Genomic DNA, 23,208 nt, shown 5'->3' with positions numbered 1-23,208 from the left:
AGTGGTCAGACCGCCGCTGCGTTGGTAAACAGTGCACTGTCACGTTGCTCGACCAGCGCCTGCTCAATGGCTGCCTGATGGACTTCGTCGTCATGTTCTTCGCGCTCTTCAGGCTTGATGCCCAGGCGCTCGAACAGACGCATATCCTTTTCCGCCTGCGGGTTGGAGGTAGTAAGCAGACGATCACCGTAGAAGATCGAGTTAGCGCCAGCGAAGAATGCCAGGGCCTGGGTCTGCTCGTTCATCTGCTCGCGACCGGCTGACAAACGCACGTGCGATGCCGGCATCATGATGCGCGCCACAGCCAGCATGCGAATGAAGTCGAAAAGATCCAGATCCTCAGCGTTTTCCAACGGCGTTCCGGCTACTTTTACCAACATGTTGATCGGCACGCTTTCAGGATGCTCCGGCAGATTCGCCAGCTGAATCAGCAGACCGGCGCGGTCTTCCAGCGACTCGCCCATACCCAGAATACCGCCCGAGCAGATCTTCATCCCCGCGTCGCGCACATAAGATAGCGTCTGCAGACGATCACCATAGGTACGGGTGGTGATGATATTGCCGTAGAACTCAGGCGAGGTATCCAGGTTATGGTTGTAGTAATCCAGCCCCGCCTCGGCCAATGCTGCGGTTTGTTCCTTGGTCAGCTTGCCGAGGGTCATGCAGGTTTCCAGGCCGAGCTTGCGCACGCCTTTGACCATTTCCAGAACGTAGGGCATATCTTTCTCGGACGGATGCTTCCAGGCCGCCCCCATGCAGAAGCGCGTGGCACCGATGGCCTTGGCCGCAGCGGCCTCCTCCAGCACCTTCTGCACCTCGAGGAGTTTTTCCTTGTCCAGCCCGGTGTTGTAATGCCCGGACTGGGGACAATACTTGCAGTCTTCGGGGCAAGCACCGGTCTTGATAGACAGCAATGTCGAGACTTGCACCCGGTTCGCATCAAAATGCTGCCGATGCACCGTCTGCGCTTGAAACAGCAGGTCATTGAAGGGTTGGCGGAACAAGGCCAGTACTTCTGCCGGCGTCCAGTCGTGGCGGGTTTGGGATGCAGTCATCAAAAACATTCCTGGTGTTTGCTTGAAGATCAGTTTGGCTTCAACGTTTGTCGCATCATAGCGACGACACGGATAGCGTCAACCATTGAAACCCAGCATGGTTTACAAGTGGATAATTAATAACCACTCCACATCCTGTCTGCTGTGTCTGTCAATCGGCATGCATTCGCAGCTCGGAATCTGCGAAGCATGCAGGGCTGATCTGCCTTGGTTGGGAAGCCATTGCCGGCAATGCGCGCTGCCGCTTCCTCTGGCTGACGGGCTATGCGGGCAATGCCTGAAGCGTGCACCCGCGTTCAACCAGATCGTTGCGCCTTTTCTGTATCGCTTTCCTGTCGACAGCTTGATCCTGGCCTTCAAGCACCATCATCAACTGACCTACGGCCGGATGCTTGGTCTGCTGCTGCTTGATGCCGTCCGCTTTCATTACCAGGAACGGCAACAGGCATTGCCCGATTGCCTCATTCCCATGCCGCTCCACGGCGCACGCCAGGCCAAACGCGGCTTCAATCAGGCAACGGAGCTGGCGCGCCCGCTTGCCAGACACCTGAGCCTCCCTGTGGCGCACCGCGTACTGCTAAGAGCGCGCGCCACCCAAACCCAGCAGGGCTTGAATGCCAAAGCCCGCCGCCGAAACCTCAAGGATGCCTTCGTTTGCCGCAAGCCAGAACGGATTCTCGGTAAACACATCGCCCTGATCGAGGACGTGGTGACTACAGGGACGACAGTAAGAGAAGCCAGCCGGGTTCTGCTTGATGCCGGTGCTGCGAGTGTCAGTGTCTGGTGCGTGGCGCGTACGGATGCTTGATGTGGTTTCACGCTACGTCGACTGTCGACTCGCTTCACAACCTGGCTGGCGACATCGAAGTCTGGCGCCCACCGACTGTCAGGATTGCGCAAGACGCCGTGAACCCATCCCTGGGGGCTTGGTGAAAACATCCCTGTTTTCAACACTTGCTCCACCCTGACAGCCAGCGGACTTGCTCCAGCATTGGCGTGGCTCGGACATCAAAACCATCAGAAAACACCGAACCAGTTCCCCCCTTGGTAAAAGGGGGGTTAGGGGGGATTGCTCGTCACACATCAATTTGGCTGTCATGAAGCCAGTCGCGGGCGGAGTTCAAGGTGGCGGAAAGCTCGGCGTAGCGCAGGCGCGCTACACCCCCAGGCGAGACCTGCTTTACCTCCGACAACACCAATCTCCATGGCGCAGTGAGGCGACAGGGTCGCGATGACCGTGCGATGACAGGGATGTCATCGACGAGCTTACAGGGACGTACTTGCAGCGTGTCAGCGCGGCCCTGTCGCCTCGCGAAGCTGACTCCATATGCGAACCGATACGCGCCGCCCGCTGACTCCACTTCAGTGCCGCGAAACGCTTGGCGCAGCGCAGGCGCGCTACGCGCCCAGGTGAAAGACGGCTCCAATCCAAACTGACAGCGGACTGGACCGAGTTCGTTGCATTGCTGAAGCACTAACACCGAACCCAAGCGAACTTATCCCTCCCGCCCGTAAATATGACACCATGGACCATTCATAAACTGACGGTGCGACTATGGACAACCAACACCCTTTTGCCCTGCTCACACCTGACACCGTTCTCGATGCGGTGGAATCGCTTGGCTATGTCAGCGACGCGCGCACGCTTACGCTCAACAGCTACGAAAACCGTGTATTCCAGATAGGTATCGAAGGCGGCGAGCCGTTGATTGCCAAGTTTTACCGCCCGCAACGCTGGAGCGATGAAGCCATCCTTGAGGAGCACCAGTACTCTCGCGAACTGGCCGAGCTGGAAATCCCGGTCATCCCCCCCATGCAGATCGACGGGCAAACGCTCTTTGAGCATGTGGGCTTTCGCTTCAGCCTGTTCAAACGCTTTGGTGGCCGCGCGCCTGAGTTTGACAATCCGGACCATCTGCTCATGCTCGGTCGCCTGCTGGGCAGGCTGCATGCGGTGGGCTCCATGCGGCCGTTCAGCCATCGTCCGTCCCTGACCCCTCAGAACTTCGGACATGACAGCATCGCCTGGCTGCGCGAAGCAGACAGCGTGCCGGAGAATCTACGGCCCGCGTATTTCTCGGTGGCGGACGACCTGCTCGAACGTGTCGACGCGATCTACGCCGCCACGCCACATGACACCATTCGCCTGCATGGCGACCTGCATGTCGGTAACTTGCTCTGGCGCGACGAGCTCCTGTATATGGTCGACATGGACGACTGCCGCCAGGGCCCGGCCATTCAGGATCTGTGGATGATGCTGTCCGGTGAGCGCGACCAGCGACAGGCACAGCTCGCCGAGCTTGCTGAAGGCTACAACGAGTTCCATGATTTCGACCCACGTCAGTTGCCTTTGATCGAGTCCCTGCGCAGCCTGCGACTGATCCATTACAGCGCGTGGCTGGCGCGGCGTTGGGATGACCCGGCGTTCCCTAAACACTTCCCCTGGTTTGCCAGCGAACGCTACTGGGCGGACCAGATTCTGACACTGCGCGAACAGCGTGCCGCGCTGGATGAACCGCCGCTTCGGCTGTTCTGATTCGACGACATCAGTGGTATCAATAGGCGTTTGCAGTCATATACGGAACGCATACACTGCCAGCGTTCATTTTCGAGACAAGCGCCATGACAGATACCCTGCTTGATTCACGTAACCTGGCCTTCGAGTTGTACGAAGTACTGGATGCCGAAAGCCTGACCCAGCGCCCGCGGTTCGCTGAGCATAATCGCGAAACCTTCGATGCGGCGCTGGGTACAGCCCGTACCATCGCGGAGAAGTTTTTCGCGCCGCACAATCGCAAGAGCGATGAAAACGAGCCGCAATACGTGGACGGCGCAGCGCAGCTGATTCCCGAGGTAAAACCTGCGGTCGATGCCTTCCTCGAAGCCGGGTTTCTCAACGCCACCCGCACCTTCGAGCAGGGCGGCATGCAGATGCCCAATCTGTTGTCGCAAGCCTGCTTTGCGCACTTCCAGTCGGCCAACGTAGCGACCTCCTCCTACGCCATGCTGACCATGGGCGCCGCCAATCTCATCGAAGCCTTTGGCAGTGACGACCAGAAGCAACGCTTCCTGCAGCCGATGATCGACGGCCGCTTCTTTGGCACCATGGCGCTGACCGAGCCGCACGCCGGCTCCTCGCTGTCCGACATCCGCGCCCGCGCCGAACCCGCCGCCGATGGCAGTTATCGTCTGAAGGGCAACAAGATATTCATTTCCGGCGGCGATCATCCGCTGTCAGACAATATCGTGCATATGGTCCTCGCCAAGTTGCCCGACGCGCCAGCCGGTGTAAAAGGCATCTCGCTGTTCATCGTGCCCAAATTTCTGGTCAAGGATGACGGCTCCCTCGGCGAGCGCAACGACGTGACCTTGGCCGGCCTGTTCCACAAGATGGGCTGGCGTGGCACCACTTCGACTGCGCTGAATTTCGGCGACAACGATAACTGCGTTGGCTATCTGGTGGGCAAGCCGCATCAGGGACTGCCATACATGTTCCAGATGATGAACGAAGCGCGCATCGGCGTCGGCATGGGGGCGGTCATGCTCGGCTACGCAGGGTATCTGTATTCGCTGAACTATGCCCGCGAGCGCCCGCAGGGTCGTTTGCCCGACGGCAAGGATCCGACATCGGGTCAGGTGCCGATCATTCAGCACACCGATGTGAAACGCATGTTGCTGACACAGAAAGCCTACGTGGAAGGCGCCTTCGATCTTGGCCTGTATGCCGCGCGCCTGTTCGACGATACCGAAACCCTGGAAACCGAGGAACAGCGCCAGACAACGCTGCAGCTACTGGATCTGCTCACGCCGATCGTCAAGGCATGGCCTTCGGAGTTCTGTCTGAAGGCCAACGAGCTGGCCATCCAGATACTCGGCGGCTCCGGTTATACCCGCGAGTATCCGGTTGAGCAGTACTACCGGGACAACCGCCTGAACCCGATTCACGAAGGCACCAACGGCATCCAGTCGCTGGATCTGCTCGGGCGCAAAGTGGTGATGAACAATGGCGCAGCCTTGAAGCAACTCTCAGCACTTATTCAGGACTGTTGCCGCCGTGCCGGCGAATTCGATGAGCTGACCGCACTGCGCGAACCCCTGGAAGCCCTTCACGCCCATATCGGCAAGGTCACGCTGGCACTGCTGGGTGACATGGGCAAAGGCCAGGTGAACCAGGCACTGGCGAACTCCGCGCTGTATCTGAATGCATTTGGGCACATGGTGATCGGCTGGCGCTGGCTGGAACAGGCGATACGTGCGCAACAGGGACTGGCTAACGGGTCGGCAAGCGATCGCGAGTTCTATCAAGGCAAATTGCAGGCGGCCCGCTTTTTCCTGACCTGGGAAGTGCCAGGCTGTCACCACGCGCTGACCGTGCTTGAGCGCCGCGACACCACCTGCCTCGATATGAACGACGAATGGTTCTGATCAATTTGTGAACTATTCCTGAAATCCCATCTCTGAATAGACCGCCCTCCCGGGCGGTCTGCTTACATTCGCTTTCACTCCTGTCATTCTGGCACCTTCCCATGAACTACCTGCAGGATTAACCTGCGCCACCGACCCTAGTAACCTGTATTGTGGATACATCCTTCATGTCCCGGCTTCTCGCGCTCTCCGTCGGCTTGCTGCTGGCGTTTCTCGTCATGTTCGCTGCGCCCCTGCATGCCCAGGACGGTCTCACTGCGGCCATCGAATCCCTGCGCACTGATATCCAGGCGCTTGATGAAGCCTCATTGGGCGAAGCGGAAAAGACCGAACTCCGCGAGATCTACCAGCAAACACTGACCCATCTGCAACGGACCGAGAAACTGACCGAACAGCTGGCCGAGCTCCAGACGCAGAAGCAGGAGGCACCTGGTCGCATTCGCAGCGCAAGACAGGAACTGGAAGAAATAGAAGTCGCGGATCTCGACAAGATGCGCGCCGGCTTTGAGAAAAGCGAACTCGGAGAACTGGAAAGAGCGCTGGGCGAAAAGGTGGCGCGTATGTTCAATGCGCAGAATGAACTGACCGCCATCAACAGCGAGCTGATCGCCGCGCAAACCCGACCAGAGCGCACCCAGGCCAGCATTTCCAGGAACCAGACCCGGGAAAACGAACTCAACGACCAGATCCGCGCTTTGCAGCGGGAGGGAGAGACGCCGGTAAACCAGGCGCGCATTCGTTTGCTGCGCGCCGAACAGCAAAGCCTGCAGTATTCAAGCGACCTGCTGCGCCAGCGTCTCTCAGCCAACAACATTCTTCAGGATCTGGCCGCACAGCAGCGCGACCTGCTGGCCCAACAGATAAGCAGTTTCGAAGTCGAGATTCAGGTCCTGCAGGACGTGATCAATGAAAAACGTCGCAGCCAGTCCGAGCAGACGGTCACCGAAGCCACCGAACAGGCATTGCAGGCCAGCAATCACCAGTTACTGAGCGATCAGGGCGCCATCAACCGGCAGCTCAGTGAGGAGTTGCTCCGCGCTACCACTCAGGTCGGCGAGCTTACCCGCAAGGGCATCCAGACCAAGCAACAGGTCGACAGCCTCGGCCAGATTGAAAGCGCTCTGGAACAGCAGATCGATGTGCTGGAAGGCAGCGTGCTGCTGTCTCGTATCCTGCATCAACAGAAATCCGCGCTGCCCAACGTCCGATATGACACCACTCTGGCCGACCAGATTGCCGATCTGCGGCTACGCCAGTTTGAGTTGAACCAGCTACGGGACGAAATCGTTAATCCGGCTGCCTACCGCGACCGCCTGATCAACCGTTTGCCGGAGGAGCAGCGTGAAGAGCTGCAGGACGAATTCGAAGGCCTGGTGAGCAGCCGGATCAGCCTGGTCGACAAACTGAGCGACAACATCAATACCCTGCTGAGCCTGGCTATCAGCGTGCAGATCAACCAGCGCCAGGTAGAAAAGCTCAGCGATGATCTGGAGCGCCGCATTGATGACCAACTCTTCTGGGTTGCCAGCAACCGCCCGGTGGATCGCGCCTGGCTGCTCGATCTGCCGCGCAAGGCGGTGGAACAGTGGAACGTCATCGACCCGCTGGTACAGCTGAAAAAACTCGGCAACATCCTGCTCGACCATATCATCTGGCTGATCCTGTTGGCCCTGATGCTGGGCTTCTATAACTGGCGTTTGCCTGCGCTGCGTGAACAGCTGCGCAATCTGCACGAGGACGTCGGACATTTCCGGCGCGACAGCGTGCACCACACCCCGCGGGCATTGATGCTGACGGCGCTAACCATCATCCCGGTACCCATGGTGCTGATATCTGTGGGCTTGTTGTTGAGCCTGGGTGATGAGCCGGCTATGCCCGCGCTGGGTCAGGGTCTGAGCGAGCTGGCGCTGGCCTGGTTCATTATCCATCTGCTGTATCGCGTGTTCGACCCACAGGGCATTGCCACACGGCATTTTCGCTGGGAGCCAGGTCAGGTTTCGCGTCTGCGCCGCCTCACGCGCCGCTCCGCGTGGATTCTGTTGCCGCTGGTGCTGGTCGTCGCGATAGGTGAAATCCTCCCCGAACAGATTGGCGACGACGTCATGGGCCGCTTGTTCATGCTGGTTGGCATGCTCGGGCTGGCCTGGCTATTGGGTCGGATGATGCAACGCAGCGAGCCGCTGTATGACTCCCGCGTGCTGCACCTGCTGGCAGCGCTGATCCTGACGCTGGCACCGCTGGCGCTGGCCGGGCTTGTCGCCTGGGGCTACAACTACACGGCAATCAAACTGGCCGACCGGTTCATCAGCACCCTTTACCTGATCACCCTCTGGATGCTGTTCGAGGGCACCGTGGTGCGCAACCTCAACGTCGCCGGCCGTCGCCTTGCCTATCAGCGCGCACTGAGCAAACGTCAGGCTGCCGAACAACCACACGAATATCCGGAACCGGAAGCCACTATCGAAGTGCCCGAGATGGACATTCAGCAGATCAACCAACAGTCCTTGCGTCTGGCCCGACTCGGCCTGACCATTCTGTTCAGCGTGCTCGTGTATTTCACCTGGTCCGATCTGATCAGCGCTGCGTCCTATCTGGAATCGGTGACCATGTGGGAGTACAACGCTGGCACCGCGGACCACCCGCAGATGGCGCCCATCAGCGCCGGCGATTTGCTCGGCGCGCTGACCATCGTCGCACTCACCTTCACCTTCGGCCGCAACCTGCCGGGTCTGCTGGAAATGCTGGTGCTGTCGCGCATGGAGCTGCGTCAGGGCAGCAGTTATGCGATTACCACCCTGCTCAGTTACACCATCGTCAGCTCGGGCATTTTCTTTGCGCTGTCAGCACTGGGCGTGAGCTGGAACAAACTGCAATGGCTGGTCGCAGCGTTGGGTGTCGGTCTGGGTTTTGGTCTGCAGGAAATCTTCGCCAACTTTGTTTCAGGGCTGATCATTCTGTTCGAGCGACCGGTGCGCATCGGCGACGTGGTGACCATCGGCCCGTTGTCCGGAACAGTGAACAAGATTCGCATCCGCGCGACGACCATTACCGATTTTGATCGCAAGGAAATCATCGTCCCCAACAAGACCTTCGTCACCGAGCAGCTGATCAACTGGTCACTGGATGACACCATCACCCGCGTGTCGCTGAAACTGGGCATCGCTCACGGCGCTGATCTGGCCAAGACCAAGGAACTGCTGATGCAGATCGCCGACGACAACCCACGGGTGCTCAAAGATCCTGAGCCCATGGTGCTGTTCCTGAATTTTGGCGACCACCGACTGGAACATGAACTGCGTATCCACGTGCGCGAATTGATGGACCGCAACTTCGCCATTGATGAAATCAACCGGGAAGTCGACCGGCAGTTCCGCGAGCACGGTATCGTTATCGCCTACCGTCAGCTGGATATCAATCTGCGCAACAGCGAAGGCCTGGAGCGACTGATCAACAGCCGGACGCTGCCCGCCGGCCCTGTACAACGCGCAGCCAACGGTGAGACGCAGCCCGATCAGGCTCATGACAGGGCGGTTTCTGTTGCCGAAGATCAGCCTCTATGGAATCAACGCGGGCCGGACGGCGCCTGAGAGCACTGAACGGCCGCCTGCGCAGACGCTTGCAGCGGCCGGCTTGCCCACTGCAGAATACCGACTGCATCAATCATGAGTCAGCCCCATGCCCAGAGCCTCAGAACTGAAAAAAGGCCAGATCGTTCAGATCAATGGCCAGCCTTACATCGTCTCGACTATCGATGTTAAAAGCCCTTCGTCGCGCAGTGGCACGACGCTGTACAAGGTTCGCTTCAACCATGTACAGACCAAACAGAAGCTGGATCAGAGCCTGACCGGTGACGATATGCTCGCGCCCATCGATTTCCAGAAGCGCGCCGTCCAGCTGCTATATCGCGATGCTGACGGTTACACCTTCATGGATAATGAGGACTTCAGCCAGTTCACGCTCAGCCCTGACCAGCTCGAAGAGCAGATTCCCTATCTCGCCGACGGCGTACCCGGATTGTTCGGTTTGATCGTTGAGGGCAACATGGTCGGCGTCGAATTGCCTGCGGTTGTGGAGATGGCCATCGAAGAAACGCCCCCCGCCATCAAGGGCGCCTCGGCCAGCGCACGCACCAAGACCGCCCGCTTCGCTACCGGGCTCGAAATTCAGATTCCCGAATACCTCGCCACGGGTGAAATCGTCCGTATCAATACTGACACCGGCAAGTTCATGTCCCGGGCCTGAACGGGCCAGGCGCTGATAAAGGAGAACGACCATGAGCCAATCCCCATTGATCATCGACCCACCTGGCAAGGCAGACGCCTGCGTTATCTGGCTGCATGGTCTGGGCGCTGACCGGTACGATTTCGTGCCGGTGGTTGAAGCTCTGCGGTTACCGCCCGGGCATGGCATCCGGTTTATCTTCCCCCAGGCCCCTACCCGACCGGTAACGATCAACAATGGCTTTCCGATGCCCTGCTGGTTTGACATTCTCGGCCTGGCACCCGCACGTATCATCAATACCGGGCAAATGGACGAGTCGGTACACCCGGTGCTTAAACTGGTCGAAGAGCAGCGCGAACAAGGCATCTCCGTCGAGCGCATCATTCTTGCGGGCTTTTCCCAGGGCGGCGCCGTGGTACTGCATGCCGCGATCGAGAGCTGTCTGCCATTCGGCGGGATCATGGCACTGTCTACTTATGGCCCGACGCTGGAAGCTGTGCTGAAAGAGGCAACCGCCGATCCGCAGCTGGACATATTCTTCGCCCATGGACGCTATGACGACGTACTGCCCGTACCGATGGGCCGCGACGCCCACGATCGCCTGGCGGCGCTGGGCCACACAGTGCATTGGCGGGACTACGATATGTCGCACGAAGTGTGCCCCGAGGAGATAGTTCATATACGCGCCTGGCTGGATCAACGCCTGGGGCTTTAGGAGGCGGCTCCTGTCCATCCGATAAAAACATTTTTTAGCGGGCGCTGGTTGACAAAGCGCCCAAGGCTTCGCTAAGCGACAGGCTTGCTTTACACTGGCGAAATATTATTCACACGCCAGATCGAGAGACGCCTGTGCTCAAAGCACTAAAGAAGTTGTTCAAACCCGGAGAGACGCCCGCGCCGCATGCCGAGTCGGCCACCGCAACGCCTCAAGCCGCACCGGTAACCCGTCAGCCCAAGGACGCGGCAAACACCGAATCCTCCGCTTCGCCCAAGCCCAAGCCCAAGCCCAAGCCCAAGCCCAAGCGTGACGCTGTGCCGCGTCCCCGACACCAGGCCGCACCCGTCGAAGCCAAGCCCTGGTCCCTCGCAGACTTCACCGTGGAACCGATGGAAGGCAAAACACGCTTTCATGATTTCCCGCTACCTGACAGCCTGATGCGCGCCATCAGCGAACAGGGCTTCAGCTATTGCACACCGATTCAGGCAGCAGTGCTGGGCAATACCTTGAAAGGTCATGATGCCATCGGCCGCGCCCAGACCGGCACCGGCAAAACCGCTGCGTTTCTTATCTCGACCATCACCCAGCTGCTGGAAACACCGCCGCCGGACGAGCGCTTCATGGGCGAACCAAGGGCGCTGATCATCGCGCCGACTCGCGAGCTGGTGATGCAGATAGCCAACGACGCCGAAGGTCTGACCAAGCATTGCTCGCTGAATGTCATGGGCTTTGTCGGCGGTATGGATTTCGATAAACAGATCCGCCAGCTGGAAAAGAGTTACTGCGACATTCTGGTCGCTACGCCGGGGCGTTTGCTGGATTTCTGCAACCGCGGCGAAGTCCATCTGGATCTGGTAGAAGTGCTGATCCTCGACGAAGCCGATCGCATGCTCGACATGGGTTTCATCCCGCAGGTACGCCAGATCATCCGCCAGACTCCACGCAAGGGCGACCGGCAGACACTGCTGTTCTCTGCGACCTTCAGTGACGACGTAATGAATCTGGCCCAGCAATGGACTGACAACCCGGCTGTGGTCGAAATCGAGCCTGAACGCCCCGCTTCCGAAAACATTACCCAGAAGGTCTATGCAGTCAGCGGCAAGGACAAGTACACGCTGCTCTACAACCTGGTCACTCAGCTGGAACTGGAGCGGGTCATGGTATTTGCCAACCGCAAGGACGAGGTTCGCCGCATACAGGAACGGCTGGTACGCGACGGCATAAACGCCGCGCAGCTATCGGGTGACGTACCACAACACAAGCGGGTCCGTACGCTGGATAATTTCCGCGATGGCAAGCTACGGGTGTTGGTCGCTACAGATGTGGCGGGCCGTGGCATTCACATCGATGGCATCAGTCATGTTATCAACTACACCCTGCCGGACGATCCCGAAGATTACGTGCACCGCATCGGCCGTACCGGCCGCGCCGGGGCCAAGGGCACCTCTATCAGTTTCGCCGGGGAGGATGATGCGTTCCAGGTACCACCGATTGAGGAAATGCTCGGTAGCAAACTGGAATGTCTGCCGCCTGAAGAGATGTATCTGAAACCCGTGCCGCGTCGCAATCAGACGGCTGAGGAAAAGGCAGCCAGCGATGCGAATGAAGCCGAGCAAGGCGCCGCGGCGGCAGCCAATCGCAAGCGGGCAAGGGCGTCTGGGGATAGGCAGCGTAGGCGTTAAGGGCGAGCATTAAAGACAGGGCGTCCTGCGGACGCCAATCGCGGCGGGTCGCCCCTCCACAAATTACTCCGATTAATGCACTGAAACTTTGGGAGATTGCTCGGAGTTCTGGCACTGATTGCGGGAGGCGCGATCGGAACGCCGAACCGCCGCGGCGATCTGGCTGCAGGCCAGCCAAATAATGCCAGCCCACGCAGATTTAAGTTGATGCCTGGACCCGACCTGGCCCACCAATATAGCGCGCAAACGCAACCGCTGAATATCGCCGCTTGTCCATTTGCCGTTTTATTTCACAAACATCTTTCTCGTGCTTGTGAATGTCATCTTTCCTGCGCTATACACAAATTAACCGACCGGAAGCCTGACGGTGATCCCATGATACTGACAGGCTCCCCAGAGTCGGCCCTACGGACTGCCAGGTGCAGATTCGGCACCTGATACAGCCACGTATATTCGGCCTGCGAGGTGATGGCATATGGAAGCGTCCGGACCAACCCGACACTCCTACTACGTCCTAGATACCAACGTCCTGATACATGATCCCAATGCGGTACTGAACTTTGAAGAACACCACGTCATCATCCCGATGACTGTCCTGGAAGAACTCGACAAACTGAAATCCGGCAAGACCAGCACAGCAGCAGATTGTCGTCAGGCCATACGCCAGATAGACCACACACTGGCAGATTCTCCCCCCGACCTGGTTGAACAAGGCGTACCCATTCAACGCGGTAAACTCGGCAACATCGGCACCCTCGCAATACTCATGGACAAGGCACCCATCCCCTCCCACTGCCTGCCCAACGACATAAACGACAACAAGATCATCAACCAGCTGTGCCAGCTTCAGCAGCGCCACCCCGACAACCGCATCGTACTGGTATCCAAGGACATCAACATGCGCCTCAAGGCCCGCGCATGCGGCATTGATGCCGAGGACTACCAGACCGACAAATTGCTCGATGATATCTCGCTGCTTGCGCGCGGCTATCATGAGATCGAGGGTTCCTTCTGGGATGGCGTGACCAAGGTCGAGACCCAGCAGCGCATGGGCAGGACCATGCATCAGGTGGAACTCAATGCGCCTATTCCGGGCCTGCACATCAACGACTTCATCATTGATGGGCAGGGCTTTGTCGGCTGGGTGAGATCCCGCGAGGGCGGACGACTGATGTTGCAGGACCTGCATCAGGAACCGTTGTTGCACCAGGAAGCATGGGGTCTGCGCCCACGTGACGTATTCCAGTCGCTGGCGATGCTGGCCTTGCTTGATCCGGACATTCACCTGGTCAACCTTACCGGCGCTGCCGGTTCGGGTAAAACCATTCTGGCGCTGGCGGCCGCCATCGAGCAGACCATGGTCAGCAAGACCTACCGGCGGATCATCGCCACCCGCAGTACCCAGGGACTGGACGAGGACATCGGCTTCCTGCCAGGCACCGAGGCGGAAAAAATGGAGCCCTGGCTGGGCGCCATCACCGATAACCTCGAGGCATTGCACATGGATGACGAGTGCACCCATGGCAGCGTGGATTACATACTCGACCGGGTGCCCCTGCAGTTCAAATCACTCAACTACATTCGCGGACGCAGTTTTCAGCAGAGCTTCATCATCATCGACGAGAGCCAGAACCTCACCCCGCATCAGATCAAGACCATCATCACCCGCGCCGGCGCCGGCTCCAAGGTGGTATGTCTCGGGAATCTGGCGCAGATCGATACCCCTTACCTGAACGCCACCAGTTCGGGTCTCACCTACCTCACCGAATGCTTCAAGGATTTCCCCCACGGCGTGCATATCCACCTGCAGGGCGTGCCGCGTTCGATACTGGCGGAGTACGCCGAAACCCACCTCTGACAGGAAAACCCCGCAGGTGCCGGCATCGACCGGCACCTGCGGAGGCGTCATAGTCACCGCCTATCACCGGCATAAGCTTTGATTGCGCCCATCATCCGGCATAATGGCCGGCATTATGTGATGAGGAGCTGTCTGTCATGCTGATGGTGATATCCCCCGCCAAGACCCTGGATTATGAAACGCCGCCCACAACGAAGCGCCACGCGTTGCCGCGACACCTTGAGCACAGCAAGGAGCTGATCGATATTCTGCAGGACAAATCCGTGCAGGACATCGCCAAGCTGATGAAGCTGTCGGACAAGCTTGCCGCGCTCAATGTTGCCCGCTACGGCAGCTGGAGTGAAAAGTTCACCAAAGAGAACAGCAAGCAGGCGCTGCTGGCGTTCAAGGGTGATGTATATACCGGGCTGGCAGCCGAGGATTTCAGCGAGGCGGACTTCGACTTCGCCCAGAAACATCTGCGCATGCTCTCCGGCCTGTACGGACTGCTTCGCCCGCTGGATCTGATGCAGCCCTACCGCCTCGAGATGGGCACCAAACTGGCTAACCCGCGCGGGAAGGATCTATACGCCTTCTGGGGAGAACGCATCAGCGAATCGCTGAACAAGGACCTTGCCGAGCAGGGCGACGATATAGTGCTGAATCTCGCTTCCCAGGAATACTTCGGCGCGGTGAAACCGCGAGCGCTGAAGGCTCGAGTGATCGACACCATATTCAAGGACCGCAAGAACGGCGAATACAAGATCATCAGCTTCTACGCCAAGAAAGCGCGCGGCCTGATGGCGCGTTATGTCATCAAGGAACGGGTGACTGATCCCGAAGGGCTGAAGGATTTCGACCTGGACGGTTACCGCTTCGACCCCGCCAGCTCATCACCGGATAACCTGGTTTTTTTACGCGAAGAACAGCGCTGAAATAAAAACGCGCCGCAGGGCTCGCGGCGCGTGTTTGCGCATAGAGGTGGCTCAGGCCGCTTCAGCTTTTTCCGAACGGAAGTCCAGATAAGCCGCCAGCACCTGCTCCGGTGCCTCGACCTGCGGATAATGACCTATGCCGTCCAGCAGGACGGTATCAGCCCGGGTAATCAGCTCGCGATACCGGGCAACCATGTGCGCTCCCGAAACCGGATCTGCCGCGCCGTCGATTACCCGCATCGGCACCCGAGTCTTCTGCATGGCTATAACCCAACGATCCCGGTGCACCTTGCGCTCGGGCATGTACCGGATCAGCCGGTGCATGATTGCCTGCCCGTTGTTACAGGCTATCATCTCCCAGAATCCGGCAAGCTCGCGCTCCGAAGGTTGCGTATCCGGACCGAACACACGGCCGAAATTCTGCCTCAGCTTGTCCTGATTGAACCCCTTGCCAACCAGAAAACCGAACGGGCTCATCAGCAGCTTCTGCACCAGAACCGGGCGATGCGTTTCAGGAAACAGGCCGCCGTTGAGGAAACACAGGCTGGCCAGAAACGACGGCCCGGCCCCGTCCCGCGCCAGCAGCTCCTGCGCCACGCTGTCGCCGTAATCATGCGCCAGCACGTGATAGCGGCGAATACCGAGGTGGGTCATCAATGCCTGCTGGATGTCTGCCTGCTCAATCAGGCTGTAGCGGTGCCCCCGGGGCTTGGCGGAAAAGCCAAAGCCGAGCATGTCACAGGCTATTACCCGATACCGTTGCGCAAGTGGCCGCCACAGGTGCTGCCAATCCCAGGAGCCGGAGGGAAAGCCGTGGATCAACAGCAGCGGCTCGCCCTCGCCTGCTTCCCAATAGCGCAGCGCGTGGCCCTGAAACTCAAAGACTTCGCTCTGTTCGACCCAGCTGCTCAGGTCGATACCTTCAACCGACTGGCTCAAACATCGAACCCCGGATTAACGCGCTGGATCTTGCGCAGCAAGGCAGGCCAGGCAATGCCGCTGCCGGCGCCACGGGTGACCTTGCGCATGCTTTCCACCGCGCCGTTGAGAATGGTCTGCGAGATAGTGGTCAGTTCACTGCCACCAGCCTGCGCGGCGACCTGAATTTCACAACACCGCTGCAGCGTGTACATGGTCAGGAAAGCATCGGAGATGCGGCGGCCGCAGGTCAACAGACCGTGATTGCGCAGCACCAGGTTGTTGGCGCGGCCGAGGTGGGCCTGCAGCCTGCTCTTCTCGTCTTCGTTCAGCGCGACGCCCTCGTAATCGTGGTAGGCCAGACTGCACAGAACAAACAGTGCCTGCTGCGAAATCGGCAGGATGCCTTCCTTCTGGCAGGAGACACCGACGCCCTCCGGCGTATGAGTATGCAGGACGCACCCGGCGTCGTGCCGCGCTTCATGTACGGCGCTGTGGATCGTAAAGCCGGCCGGGTTGATCTCGAAGGGCGACTCCATCAGCTTGTTACCCTGCAGATCAATCTTCACCAGGCTGGAGGCAGTAATTTCCTCGAACATCAGCCCGTAGGGGTTGATCAGAAAATGCTCGGTGCCTGGGATCTTTGCCGAGACGTGGGTGAACACCACATCATCCCAGCCATACATGGCAATCAACCGGTAACATGCCGCAAGATCTACCCGCGTTTGCCACTCTTCGGCGCTGACCTGCGATTTTACATCAAGGCTCTGAAGGGACTGGATTGCATTCATGAATCGTTCCTCTTGTTCATAGAAGCCGGGCGCCGAACGGCGTCTTGCGGCATACTCGCGATGATTAACAGTAGCAGGAGTCTAGAGGGTGGCAGGAAAGAGAACTGTCAGGCGGACGACAGTGTCTGGCGGCGCAGCTGGCCGCTATGAATCCCTGATACAGCGCAACCGTTGGCTGCGCGAACTGCCCGCCGACGGCCTGGGAGACATGCTCGGTCTGGCCCGCGTGCGCACACTTGGTGACGGCGAACGCCTGCATGCCAAGGATGATCCCCCGGACGGGCTCTATGGTGTCATTTCCGGCGCGGTGAGAATCAGCAGCACCGGCGCCGATGGCCGCGAAGCCTTGTTGACGGTACTCAGTCCCGGCAGCTGGTTTGGCGAGATATCGCTGTTCGATGGCCTTCCAAGAACCCACGATGCACACGCCAGCGGAACCACGGAGCTACTGATGATTCCGCGCCAGGGTTTTCATCAACTGCTCGAACGGCGGCCGGAGTTGTATCCGCACTTCATGCGGCTGTTATGCCGGCGGCTGCGGCTGTCATTCAGCATGCTGGAAGACAGTGCTTTGCTGCCCTTGCCCGCGCGACTGGCCAAGCGACTGCTGACCCATGCGCATGCCTATGGCGAGACCCGAAACGACGAAGCGCTACCCTCGATCCAGTTATCACAGGAGGCGCTCGGATTGATGCTCAACAGCTCGCGCCAGAGCATCAACAAGCTGCTCAAACGTCTGGAACAGGCGGGCTGGCTGCAAATCAAGTACGGCGAGATCGTGATTCTTGACGAACCCGCGCTGACCCGGCTGGCGGTCGGCAGCGCTACGCTGCAAGAAATCGAATAGCGCCTGTCAGGCGCTTTTCAGGTGGCTGATAAACTCATCCAGCCAGGGCAAAGCGTCGGTCTCGGGTGTGACGGTCTCGCTGGCGTCCAGCTCCAGCATTGCAATCGCCTCACTGGCCTGTAACTCCTGCAACAACTCCCGAACCTGCTGACCGCCCTGGCAGAAGGTATCACCGTAGCCAGCGTCGCCCAGAGCAATCACGCCAAAAGGCACACCCGTCAATAACGGAAAGCGCTCCTGCATTTCCAGGTAGAACGGCATCAGGCTGTCGGGAATTTCGCCCATGCCAGTGGTCGAGCAGACAACCAGCAGCGCATCCACCGCGGCGCCAACCAGCGTGTCGACCGTCGGTTGTTTGATGCGGGTTACCTGCAGCCCGGCTGCTTCACAGTGTGTGGCTGCTTCATCGGCAACCAGATCTGCCGTGCCGAAAACCGAACCGCTTATTATCCCCAGGTGCATCGCTCCCCCTGTCGCTTTATGGAAAACGGGCATTATGCCGGAAATAGCACCTCGGGAGCCTCTGAAGAACGTAGCGAGCGAAGGTCAGGCAAGGCGAAATCCGACGAAAAAGCGGAGTTTACGTGTTGTAAATGAGCATTTTGAGGAGGATTTCAACGCAGCATGGCCGAGCGCAGTAGTTATTCAAAGGCTCCCTCGTCGCATCAGCCCTTCCGGACAAGGCATGGTAATATCCCCGGCCGATGTAATGACCAGCGACACCGGCGTAGCCGATGCACAGCAGGGAGAGACGGCAATGAGCAACAGGGCAACTGTTGTTATCACAGGAGGCGCGCAACGGATCGGCCTGCACTGCGCGAGGCGGCTGGTCGAGGACGGCTTCCATGTGATCATCACCTGTCGCCATTTGCGTCCGGAATGGCAGACGACTCCCTTGCAGGGAATCGAGGTCATCCAGGCGGACTTCTCCACGCGTAACGGCATTCAGGCGTTTATCGATGAACTGACAACGCGTCAGATCCGACTGCGGGCGCTGATCCACAACGCCTCGCTGTGGCTTGGCGATGATCAGCCCGACGCGCTGGAGCAGATGTTCATGGTGCATATGCAGGCGCCGTATATGCTGAATAACGCCTGTGCCAGCCTGTTCGAAGCCGGCAAGCCTGCCGACATTATTCATATAACTGATGACGTAGTACGCCGCGGCAGCGCCAAGCACACTGCCTACTGCGCGAGTAAGGCAGGGCTGGAGTCATTGACGCTGTCCTTTGCCGCACGGCTGGCACCGGACATCAAGGTCAATTCGATTGCACCGGCGCTGATCATGTTCAACCAGCACGACGACGCAGCGTACCGCGCCAAAGCCCTGGGCAAATCTGCCCTGGGTATCGAGCCCGGACCCGACGTGGTGTATCAGTCCGTCCGCTACCTGATGGACGCCCCCTATACAACCGGTACCTGTCTGCAGCTGAATGGCGGCAGGCACCTCAAATGAGTGAATGAGAGCACCTCGATGAGCCTCGAAAAACTGACACAGAACTACCACGAGATCCTCACTAACCTGGGCGAAGATCCCCAGCGCGGCGGATTGAAAGGCACCCCCCAGCGTGCAGCCAAGGCGATGCAGTTCCTCTGCCGCGGCTACGAACAGTCCCTCGATGAGATTGTTAACGGCGCCCTGTTCGAATCCAACAACGATGAGATGGTCATCGTGAAGGATATCGAGCTGTATTCGATGTGTGAGCACCACATGCTGCCGTTCATCGGCAAAGCGCACGTGGCCTACATGCCCACTGGCAAGGTGATCGGCCTGTCCAAAGTCGCGCGTATCGTCGACATGTATGCGCGCCGGTTGCAGATTCAGGAAAACCTCACCCGGGAGATTGCCGATGCCCTGCAGAGCGTCACCAACGCCGCCGGAGTCGCGGTCGTTATTGAAGCCAAGCACATGTGCATGATGATGCGAGGCGTGGAGAAGCAGAACTCCTCCATGCATACCTCCGTGATGCTCGGCTCCTTCCGCAGCTCCGGGACAACCCGCCAGGAATTCCTGCAACTGATCGCGAGGTAAGGTTATGCACAGCCTAACGCCCGGCCAGGCGCGCATCCGCATCAAGGACCTGCGCCTGCGTACATTCATCGGTATCAACGACGAAGAAATACGCAACCGGCAGGATGTCGTGGTCAACGTCACGATCCTCTACCCGGCTGTCAGTGCCGTGCAGGTCAACGAGATCGAGCACGCGTTGAACTACCGCACCGTTACCAAGGCGCTGATCAGCCATGTCGAGGAAAACCGCTTCGCCTTGCTCGAGCGTCTGACGCAGGAGCTGCTGGATATCGTTATGCAGTATCCGCAGGTACAGTACGCCGAAGTGGAGGTCGACAAGCCGCATGCGCTACGCTTTGCCGAGTCGGTTTCGATTACGCTCAGCGCCAACAGGGAATAGGCAGCCGTAACGGACGGGGCCTCGTTCGACGCCTCCCAAGAAGCGCTGGCGAGTGATTGCTGACCGCACAGTCCGTCAGTATCATCCGAGCAAGCACGCCCTGACCCCATCCGGAGTAGAACCATGACGAAGCAAGAGCGCCTCGAAGTAGAAGCCGCAGCTTTCCGCAATCTGGTGAGCCATCTGAGCAGCCGCAAGGATGTACAGAACATCGACCTGATGAATCTGGCCGGGTTCTGCCGCAACTGTCTTGCCAAGTGGTACAAGAACGCCGCCGACGATATGGATATATCCATCACGCCCGACGAAGCACGCGAGGCCATCTACGGCATGCCCTATGCCGAGTGGAAAGCCAAGTATCAGAAGGACGCGACGCCCGCCCAGCAGGCCGCATTCGACCAGTCAAAACAGGACCAGGCATGACTCCGGCAGGTTTTCTAGCACAGCTCGGCACACCGCAGCATCAGTTTGCCGACACCCTCGCGTTTATCGACGAGCATTACGACTACCAGCCCAGCGCCTTTGATAACGGCGCTGTTCACAACACTGCCGAGCAGAATCAGGGCTCGTGCAAGGTACTGGCCATGGCGCTGGATATGGGTCTGAGCGATGAACAGGCCCTGCAGTGCTTTGCCGAGCATTACCGCTCGGTACTGGCTGATCCCGATGGCGACAGCCATGCCAATATCCGCGCCTTGATGCAGCAAGGCCTTGCCGGTGTCTCCTTTGAGCGCCAGCCGTTAAGCCGGCGGTAACCAGAAACGGAGTCCGCATGGCGGTCAAGCAGTTGTTACCCGCTGGAGATTATCCGGCGCCTGGTTTGCTACGGCGTATAGCCAGCACCTTCTATGATTTTTTGCTGGGCCTGGCGATGGTCATGGTGCTTACCCTGATCTATCAGCAGGGCATTCTGCGTCAGGTGTACGGCGCTGAAACCCTGCAGGGCATGGCCGAATCCGGTGCGCTGGATCAGGACCCGGTCCTGAGCGCAATCATCCTGCTGAGCCTGCTGGCTTTCTTCGGCCTGTTCTGGACGCTCAAGGGCCAGACCCTCGGCATGCAGGTGTGGCGCTTGAGGGTACAGCAGCCAGGCGGGCTTTCGATTACGTGGAAACAGGCAGTCATCCGTTTTCTGGTCGCCATTCCCGCATGGCTGTGCGGCGGCGTGGGTGTGCTCTGGGCGCTGTGGAACAAGGATGGACGCAGCTGGCAGGATATTGCCTCGGGTACGCGGCTCGTTCTGTTGCCCAAACCACCTAAAAAAGCCTGAACGTCTTACCCTTAATCACTCCCGAGCGGCGCGCCTGCCGCTCTGATAATGCGCTGATAACCCCTCCAATACCTGGCGCATGGCCTGCCAGTGGGTCCCCTCCCAGAACACGCGCCCGCACTGCTCACAGGTAAAAAAGTGCTCGTGACGCTCCCGCACACGCGGCGGGAGACGGTGTAGTACTGCCTGTTTTGCAATGCTTCGCAGCGGCCTGTTGCAGTCCATGCATAGCGTGAACGGCCGGGCGCTGGAGGCCAAGTCGAGCCGCTCATATAGCTCCTTCAACTGCGCCGCGGGTTTCATAGCATGCACGAAGCAGCCATGGGCGACGGCCCGCCGCTTGAGCAGCTCGCGATCGCGGGTCAGCAGGGTGCGCTGCTCCGCGCTGGCCAGCTCGACAATTGCCGCATCGGCATAGTGATTGTCGTACAGCGTATCGAACCCGGCCATGCGCAACATCCTGGCCAGCCCGCCAAGGTGCGAATCGGCCACAAAGCGTGGCGCACCAGGCAGCCGCTCTGCACTTACGCTGATGTCAGCGACATCCAGCGTCTCGAACTTAGGATAAAGCGCGATCCGGTCGCCATCCTCGAGCATCCGACCCAGCCCCGCTGGCTCTCCGTTGGCCAGAATCAAAACGACTTCGGTATGCGGTACGCCGAGCGCCTCAATCATGTGCTTGATTGTTGACTGCTCGGCACAGGTGACCTCGCATGCGCGCCCCCTGCAATCAGGAGGAAGAAAGTGATTCAGCCGGGCATAGAAGCGAAAAGTTGCGCGAGTCATAAGGATACTATGGCAGCGATTTCAGGCGCCTGCCTGCACAGACGACCATCCCCTCAAGCGTCGCGCTAACCTCCTGTAGCAGGGTGTGGGGCGGAGGCGCTAGAGTGGTCAGCACGAGCATCGTATAACTGCGACGAAGCGGCGCAACTGCTCGAGTCGCTGCGCTATCGGGAGCCCTCGCTTGGATCTGTTATTTCTCGGCACTTCATCCGGCACGCCCACCCGCTCGCGGAATGTCAGTGGGTTGGCACTGACTGAAGCGACCGGAAAAAACTGGTACCTGATCGACTGTGGCGAGGCCACCCAGCACCAGCTCCTGCGCACGCCGCTTTCGGTGCATTCTCTGCGCGCCATTTTCATTACCCACGTGCATGGCGATCACTGCTATGGCCTGCCCGGCTTGCTGGCCAGTGCTGGCATGTCCGGCAGAACCCAGCCCCTGGCAATCATTGCACCGGAAGGCATAGAGCAATGGATTGCGATGACATTGCGCATGAGTCAGACCTACCTGCCCTTCGAACTGATATTCCACGCCACTGAAACCCTCGGTGAATGGCGTAACAACAATCTGCGCGTCGAATCCGTGCCCCTTTCGCATCGCGTGCCCTCCTACGGTTATCGCTTCACCGAAGCCAGACCTGATCCACAGCTGAACACCGGCAAACTGGATGCCGACGGCATACCCCGCGGGCCGCTCTGGGGTCAGCTGGCGCGCGGATCGGACGTCGAATACGAAGGCCGCACGCTACTCAGCGATAACTATATGCTGTTCAACCGTACGCCCCGACGCATCGTCGTGGGCGGCGACAACGACACACCGGCACTTCTGGCGCAGGCCTGCGAAGGGGCTCAGGTATTGGTTCACGAAGCCACCTATACCCAAGCCGTTGCGGAAAATGCCCGAGCCGATTTCGGCCACAGCACCGCGGCTGCGGTCGCTATCTTCGCCGAGTCAGCCGGCATTTCGAATCTGGTGCTGACGCATTTCAGTGCCCGCTATCAGGCCAATCCGGCGCGCAGCCCATCCATTGAAGAGGTCCGCAGCGAGGCGGCTGCTTATTATTCAGGCCGTTTATTTCTGGCGGAGGATTTCGCACGCTATCGATTAACCACAGATGGAACGCTGGGGTTGGTGGACGTGTGACCAATTCCGATTGCAGTCGGGATGTCAGCACCTGTGGTTTTGACCAAGCGGTGCGGGCAAGCCCTACCCATACCACCGCTAATCAGTAAAAATGGCGCCCCAGAGCGCCCGTCGCCATAATGACCGGCCTCGCCGCTCCCGCTGCGGCACTTCTTCCATCCACGATAC

21 protein-coding genes and 1 pseudogene are annotated in these 23,208 nt (G+C 59.1%); 17 read left to right on the top strand and 5 right to left on the bottom strand.

All coding sequences use genetic code 11. From position 1 onward, the window contains the following. Positions 1-5: 5 nt before the first annotated feature. The gene (bioB, locus tag HG264_RS16970) at positions 6-1,055 is read right to left on the bottom strand and encodes a biotin synthase BioB (RefSeq protein ID WP_169408702.1); all 1,050 of its coding nucleotides are present in this window, start codon (positions 1,053-1,055) and stop codon (positions 6-8) included. Between the two features lie 97 nt (positions 1,056-1,152). On the opposite strand from bioB, the gene HG264_RS16965 reads away from it, so the two are divergent. The 9 genes and pseudogenes from HG264_RS16965 to yaaA all read left to right on the top strand — a co-directional run bounded on the left by HG264_RS16965 (position 1,153) and on the right by yaaA (position 14,873). After that, complete coding sequence (locus HG264_RS16965) at positions 1,153-1,863, top strand: ComF family protein (protein ID WP_169408701.1); 711 nt, start codon at positions 1,153-1,155, stop codon at positions 1,861-1,863. A 747-nt stretch (positions 1,864-2,610) separates the two neighbouring features. Beyond that, the gene (locus HG264_RS16960) at positions 2,611-3,591 is read left to right on the top strand and encodes a serine/threonine protein kinase (protein WP_169408700.1); all 981 of its coding nucleotides are present in this window, start codon (positions 2,611-2,613) and stop codon (positions 3,589-3,591) included. A gap of 86 nt (positions 3,592-3,677) precedes the next feature. After that, positions 3,678-5,480, top strand: a complete 1,803-nt coding sequence (locus HG264_RS16955) for an acyl-CoA dehydrogenase (RefSeq protein ID WP_169408699.1) — start codon at positions 3,678-3,680, stop codon at positions 5,478-5,480. A gap of 167 nt (positions 5,481-5,647) precedes the next feature. Then, positions 5,648-9,067, top strand: a complete 3,420-nt coding sequence (gene mscK / locus HG264_RS16950; RefSeq protein WP_169408698.1) for a mechanosensitive channel MscK — start codon at positions 5,648-5,650, stop codon at positions 9,065-9,067. A gap of 88 nt (positions 9,068-9,155) precedes the next feature. Then, on the top strand, positions 9,156-9,722 hold the full coding sequence (yeiP, locus tag HG264_RS16945) for an elongation factor P-like protein YeiP (RefSeq protein ID WP_169408697.1): 567 nt from the start codon (positions 9,156-9,158) through the stop codon (positions 9,720-9,722). Positions 9,723-9,753: 31 nt separating this feature from the next. Beyond that, on the top strand, positions 9,754-10,416 hold the full coding sequence (locus tag HG264_RS16940) for an alpha/beta hydrolase (RefSeq protein WP_169408696.1): 663 nt from the start codon (positions 9,754-9,756) through the stop codon (positions 10,414-10,416). A 134-nt stretch (positions 10,417-10,550) separates the two neighbouring features. Next, a pseudogene (rhlB, locus tag HG264_RS16935) lies at positions 10,551-11,987 on the top strand (ATP-dependent RNA helicase RhlB); the annotation flags it as partial. Positions 11,988-12,576: 589 nt separating this feature from the next. Further along, the gene (locus tag HG264_RS16930; protein ID WP_169408694.1) at positions 12,577-13,959 is read left to right on the top strand and encodes a PhoH family protein; all 1,383 of its coding nucleotides are present in this window, start codon (positions 12,577-12,579) and stop codon (positions 13,957-13,959) included. 137 nt (positions 13,960-14,096) lie between these two features. After that, on the top strand, positions 14,097-14,873 hold the full coding sequence (gene yaaA / locus HG264_RS16925) for a peroxide stress protein YaaA (protein WP_169408693.1): 777 nt from the start codon (positions 14,097-14,099) through the stop codon (positions 14,871-14,873). Positions 14,874-14,924: 51 nt separating this feature from the next. On the opposite strand, the gene HG264_RS16920 is transcribed toward yaaA, so the two are convergent. Both HG264_RS16920 and HG264_RS16915 read right to left on the bottom strand, forming a co-directional pair. Next, the gene (locus tag HG264_RS16920; RefSeq protein WP_169408692.1) at positions 14,925-15,812 is read right to left on the bottom strand and encodes an alpha/beta fold hydrolase; all 888 of its coding nucleotides are present in this window, start codon (positions 15,810-15,812) and stop codon (positions 14,925-14,927) included. After that, the gene (locus tag HG264_RS16915) at positions 15,809-16,582 is read right to left on the bottom strand and encodes a class II aldolase/adducin family protein (protein WP_169408691.1); all 774 of its coding nucleotides are present in this window, start codon (positions 16,580-16,582) and stop codon (positions 15,809-15,811) included. The genes HG264_RS16920 and HG264_RS16915 overlap by 4 nt, the downstream gene beginning before the upstream one ends. A gap of 121 nt (positions 16,583-16,703) precedes the next feature. Here HG264_RS16915 and HG264_RS16910 point away from each other — a divergent pair, with 121 nt between their 5' ends. Further along, positions 16,704-17,429: a Crp/Fnr family transcriptional regulator gene (locus HG264_RS16910; RefSeq protein ID WP_169408690.1), complete on the top strand. Its 726-nt coding sequence runs from the start codon at positions 16,704-16,706 to the stop codon at positions 17,427-17,429. A gap of 6 nt (positions 17,430-17,435) precedes the next feature. On the opposite strand, the gene HG264_RS16905 is transcribed toward HG264_RS16910, so the two are convergent. Continuing rightward, positions 17,436-17,891 (bottom strand): flavodoxin domain-containing protein, encoded by a 456-nt coding sequence (locus HG264_RS16905; RefSeq protein ID WP_169408689.1) that lies wholly within the window; start codon positions 17,889-17,891, stop codon positions 17,436-17,438. A gap of 295 nt (positions 17,892-18,186) precedes the next feature. Between HG264_RS16905 and folM the strand changes: the two genes are divergently transcribed. From folM to HG264_RS16875, 6 genes are all read left to right on the top strand, one after another. Beyond that, positions 18,187-18,885 carry a dihydromonapterin reductase gene (folM, locus tag HG264_RS16900; protein WP_169409188.1) on the top strand — a complete coding sequence of 233 codons (699 nt, stop codon included), beginning with the start codon at positions 18,187-18,189 and terminating at the stop codon, positions 18,883-18,885. Positions 18,886-18,903: 18 nt separating this feature from the next. Further along, positions 18,904-19,461 (top strand): GTP cyclohydrolase I FolE, encoded by a 558-nt coding sequence (gene folE, locus HG264_RS16895; RefSeq protein WP_169408688.1) that lies wholly within the window; start codon positions 18,904-18,906, stop codon positions 19,459-19,461. A gap of 4 nt (positions 19,462-19,465) precedes the next feature. Further along, positions 19,466-19,840 (top strand): dihydroneopterin triphosphate 2'-epimerase, encoded by a 375-nt coding sequence (gene folX / locus HG264_RS16890; RefSeq protein ID WP_169408687.1) that lies wholly within the window; start codon positions 19,466-19,468, stop codon positions 19,838-19,840. A gap of 123 nt (positions 19,841-19,963) precedes the next feature. Next, complete coding sequence (locus HG264_RS16885; protein WP_169408686.1) at positions 19,964-20,263, top strand: DUF1244 domain-containing protein; 300 nt, start codon at positions 19,964-19,966, stop codon at positions 20,261-20,263. Beyond that, on the top strand, positions 20,260-20,595 hold the full coding sequence (locus HG264_RS16880; RefSeq protein WP_150301250.1) for a HopJ type III effector protein: 336 nt from the start codon (positions 20,260-20,262) through the stop codon (positions 20,593-20,595). The genes HG264_RS16885 and HG264_RS16880 overlap by 4 nt, the downstream gene beginning before the upstream one ends. A 17-nt stretch (positions 20,596-20,612) precedes the next feature. Beyond that, on the top strand, positions 20,613-21,110 hold the full coding sequence (locus tag HG264_RS16875; protein ID WP_169408685.1) for an RDD family protein: 498 nt from the start codon (positions 20,613-20,615) through the stop codon (positions 21,108-21,110). Between the two features lie 15 nt (positions 21,111-21,125). Here the strand turns inward: HG264_RS16875 and HG264_RS16870 are convergent, their stop codons facing one another. After that, positions 21,126-21,896 carry a Mut7-C RNAse domain-containing protein gene (locus HG264_RS16870; protein WP_169408684.1) on the bottom strand — a complete coding sequence of 257 codons (771 nt, stop codon included), beginning with the start codon at positions 21,894-21,896 and terminating at the stop codon, positions 21,126-21,128. Positions 21,897-22,077: 181 nt separating this feature from the next. Here HG264_RS16870 and HG264_RS16865 point away from each other — a divergent pair, with 181 nt between their 5' ends. Next, on the top strand, positions 22,078-23,040 hold the full coding sequence (locus HG264_RS16865) for a ribonuclease Z (protein WP_169408683.1): 963 nt from the start codon (positions 22,078-22,080) through the stop codon (positions 23,038-23,040). The last annotated feature ends 168 nt before the right edge of the window (positions 23,041-23,208 follow it).

This window comes from Pseudomonas sp. gcc21, assembly GCF_012844345.1.
GTDB lineage: Bacteria > Pseudomonadota > Gammaproteobacteria > Pseudomonadales > Pseudomonadaceae > Halopseudomonas.
The sequence above is the reverse complement of the archived record's forward strand: the minus strand, read 5'-3'. Positions and strand labels throughout refer to the sequence as shown.

What these genes read in the sequence shown, in the direction of transcription:
- bioB (WP_169408702.1), bottom strand. Translation starts at nt 1,055, where the DNA reads ATGACTGCATCCCAAACCCGCCACGACTGGACGCCGGCAGAAGTACTG.
- HG264_RS16965 (WP_169408701.1), top strand. Translation starts at nt 1,153, where the DNA reads ATGGTTTACAAGTGGATAATTAATAACCACTCCACATCCTGTCTGCTG.
- HG264_RS16960 (WP_169408700.1), top strand. Translation starts at nt 2,611, where the DNA reads ATGGACAACCAACACCCTTTTGCCCTGCTCACACCTGACACCGTTCTC.
- HG264_RS16955 (WP_169408699.1), top strand. Translation starts at nt 3,678, where the DNA reads ATGACAGATACCCTGCTTGATTCACGTAACCTGGCCTTCGAGTTGTAC.
- mscK (WP_169408698.1), top strand. Translation starts at nt 5,648, where the DNA reads ATGTCCCGGCTTCTCGCGCTCTCCGTCGGCTTGCTGCTGGCGTTTCTC.
- yeiP (WP_169408697.1), top strand. Translation starts at nt 9,156, where the DNA reads ATGCCCAGAGCCTCAGAACTGAAAAAAGGCCAGATCGTTCAGATCAAT.
- HG264_RS16940 (WP_169408696.1), top strand. Translation starts at nt 9,754, where the DNA reads ATGAGCCAATCCCCATTGATCATCGACCCACCTGGCAAGGCAGACGCC.
- HG264_RS16930 (WP_169408694.1), top strand. Translation starts at nt 12,577, where the DNA reads ATGGAAGCGTCCGGACCAACCCGACACTCCTACTACGTCCTAGATACC.
- yaaA (WP_169408693.1), top strand. Translation starts at nt 14,097, where the DNA reads ATGCTGATGGTGATATCCCCCGCCAAGACCCTGGATTATGAAACGCCG.
- HG264_RS16915 (WP_169408691.1), bottom strand. Translation starts at nt 16,582, where the DNA reads ATGAATGCAATCCAGTCCCTTCAGAGCCTTGATGTAAAATCGCAGGTC.
- HG264_RS16905 (WP_169408689.1), bottom strand. Translation starts at nt 17,891, where the DNA reads ATGCACCTGGGGATAATAAGCGGTTCGGTTTTCGGCACGGCAGATCTG.
- folM (WP_169409188.1), top strand. Translation starts at nt 18,187, where the DNA reads ATGAGCAACAGGGCAACTGTTGTTATCACAGGAGGCGCGCAACGGATC.
- folE (WP_169408688.1), top strand. Translation starts at nt 18,904, where the DNA reads ATGAGCCTCGAAAAACTGACACAGAACTACCACGAGATCCTCACTAAC.
- folX (WP_169408687.1), top strand. Translation starts at nt 19,466, where the DNA reads ATGCACAGCCTAACGCCCGGCCAGGCGCGCATCCGCATCAAGGACCTG.
- HG264_RS16885 (WP_169408686.1), top strand. Translation starts at nt 19,964, where the DNA reads ATGACGAAGCAAGAGCGCCTCGAAGTAGAAGCCGCAGCTTTCCGCAAT.
- HG264_RS16880 (WP_150301250.1), top strand. Translation starts at nt 20,260, where the DNA reads ATGACTCCGGCAGGTTTTCTAGCACAGCTCGGCACACCGCAGCATCAG.
- HG264_RS16875 (WP_169408685.1), top strand. Translation starts at nt 20,613, where the DNA reads ATGGCGGTCAAGCAGTTGTTACCCGCTGGAGATTATCCGGCGCCTGGT.
- HG264_RS16870 (WP_169408684.1), bottom strand. Translation starts at nt 21,896, where the DNA reads ATGACTCGCGCAACTTTTCGCTTCTATGCCCGGCTGAATCACTTTCTT.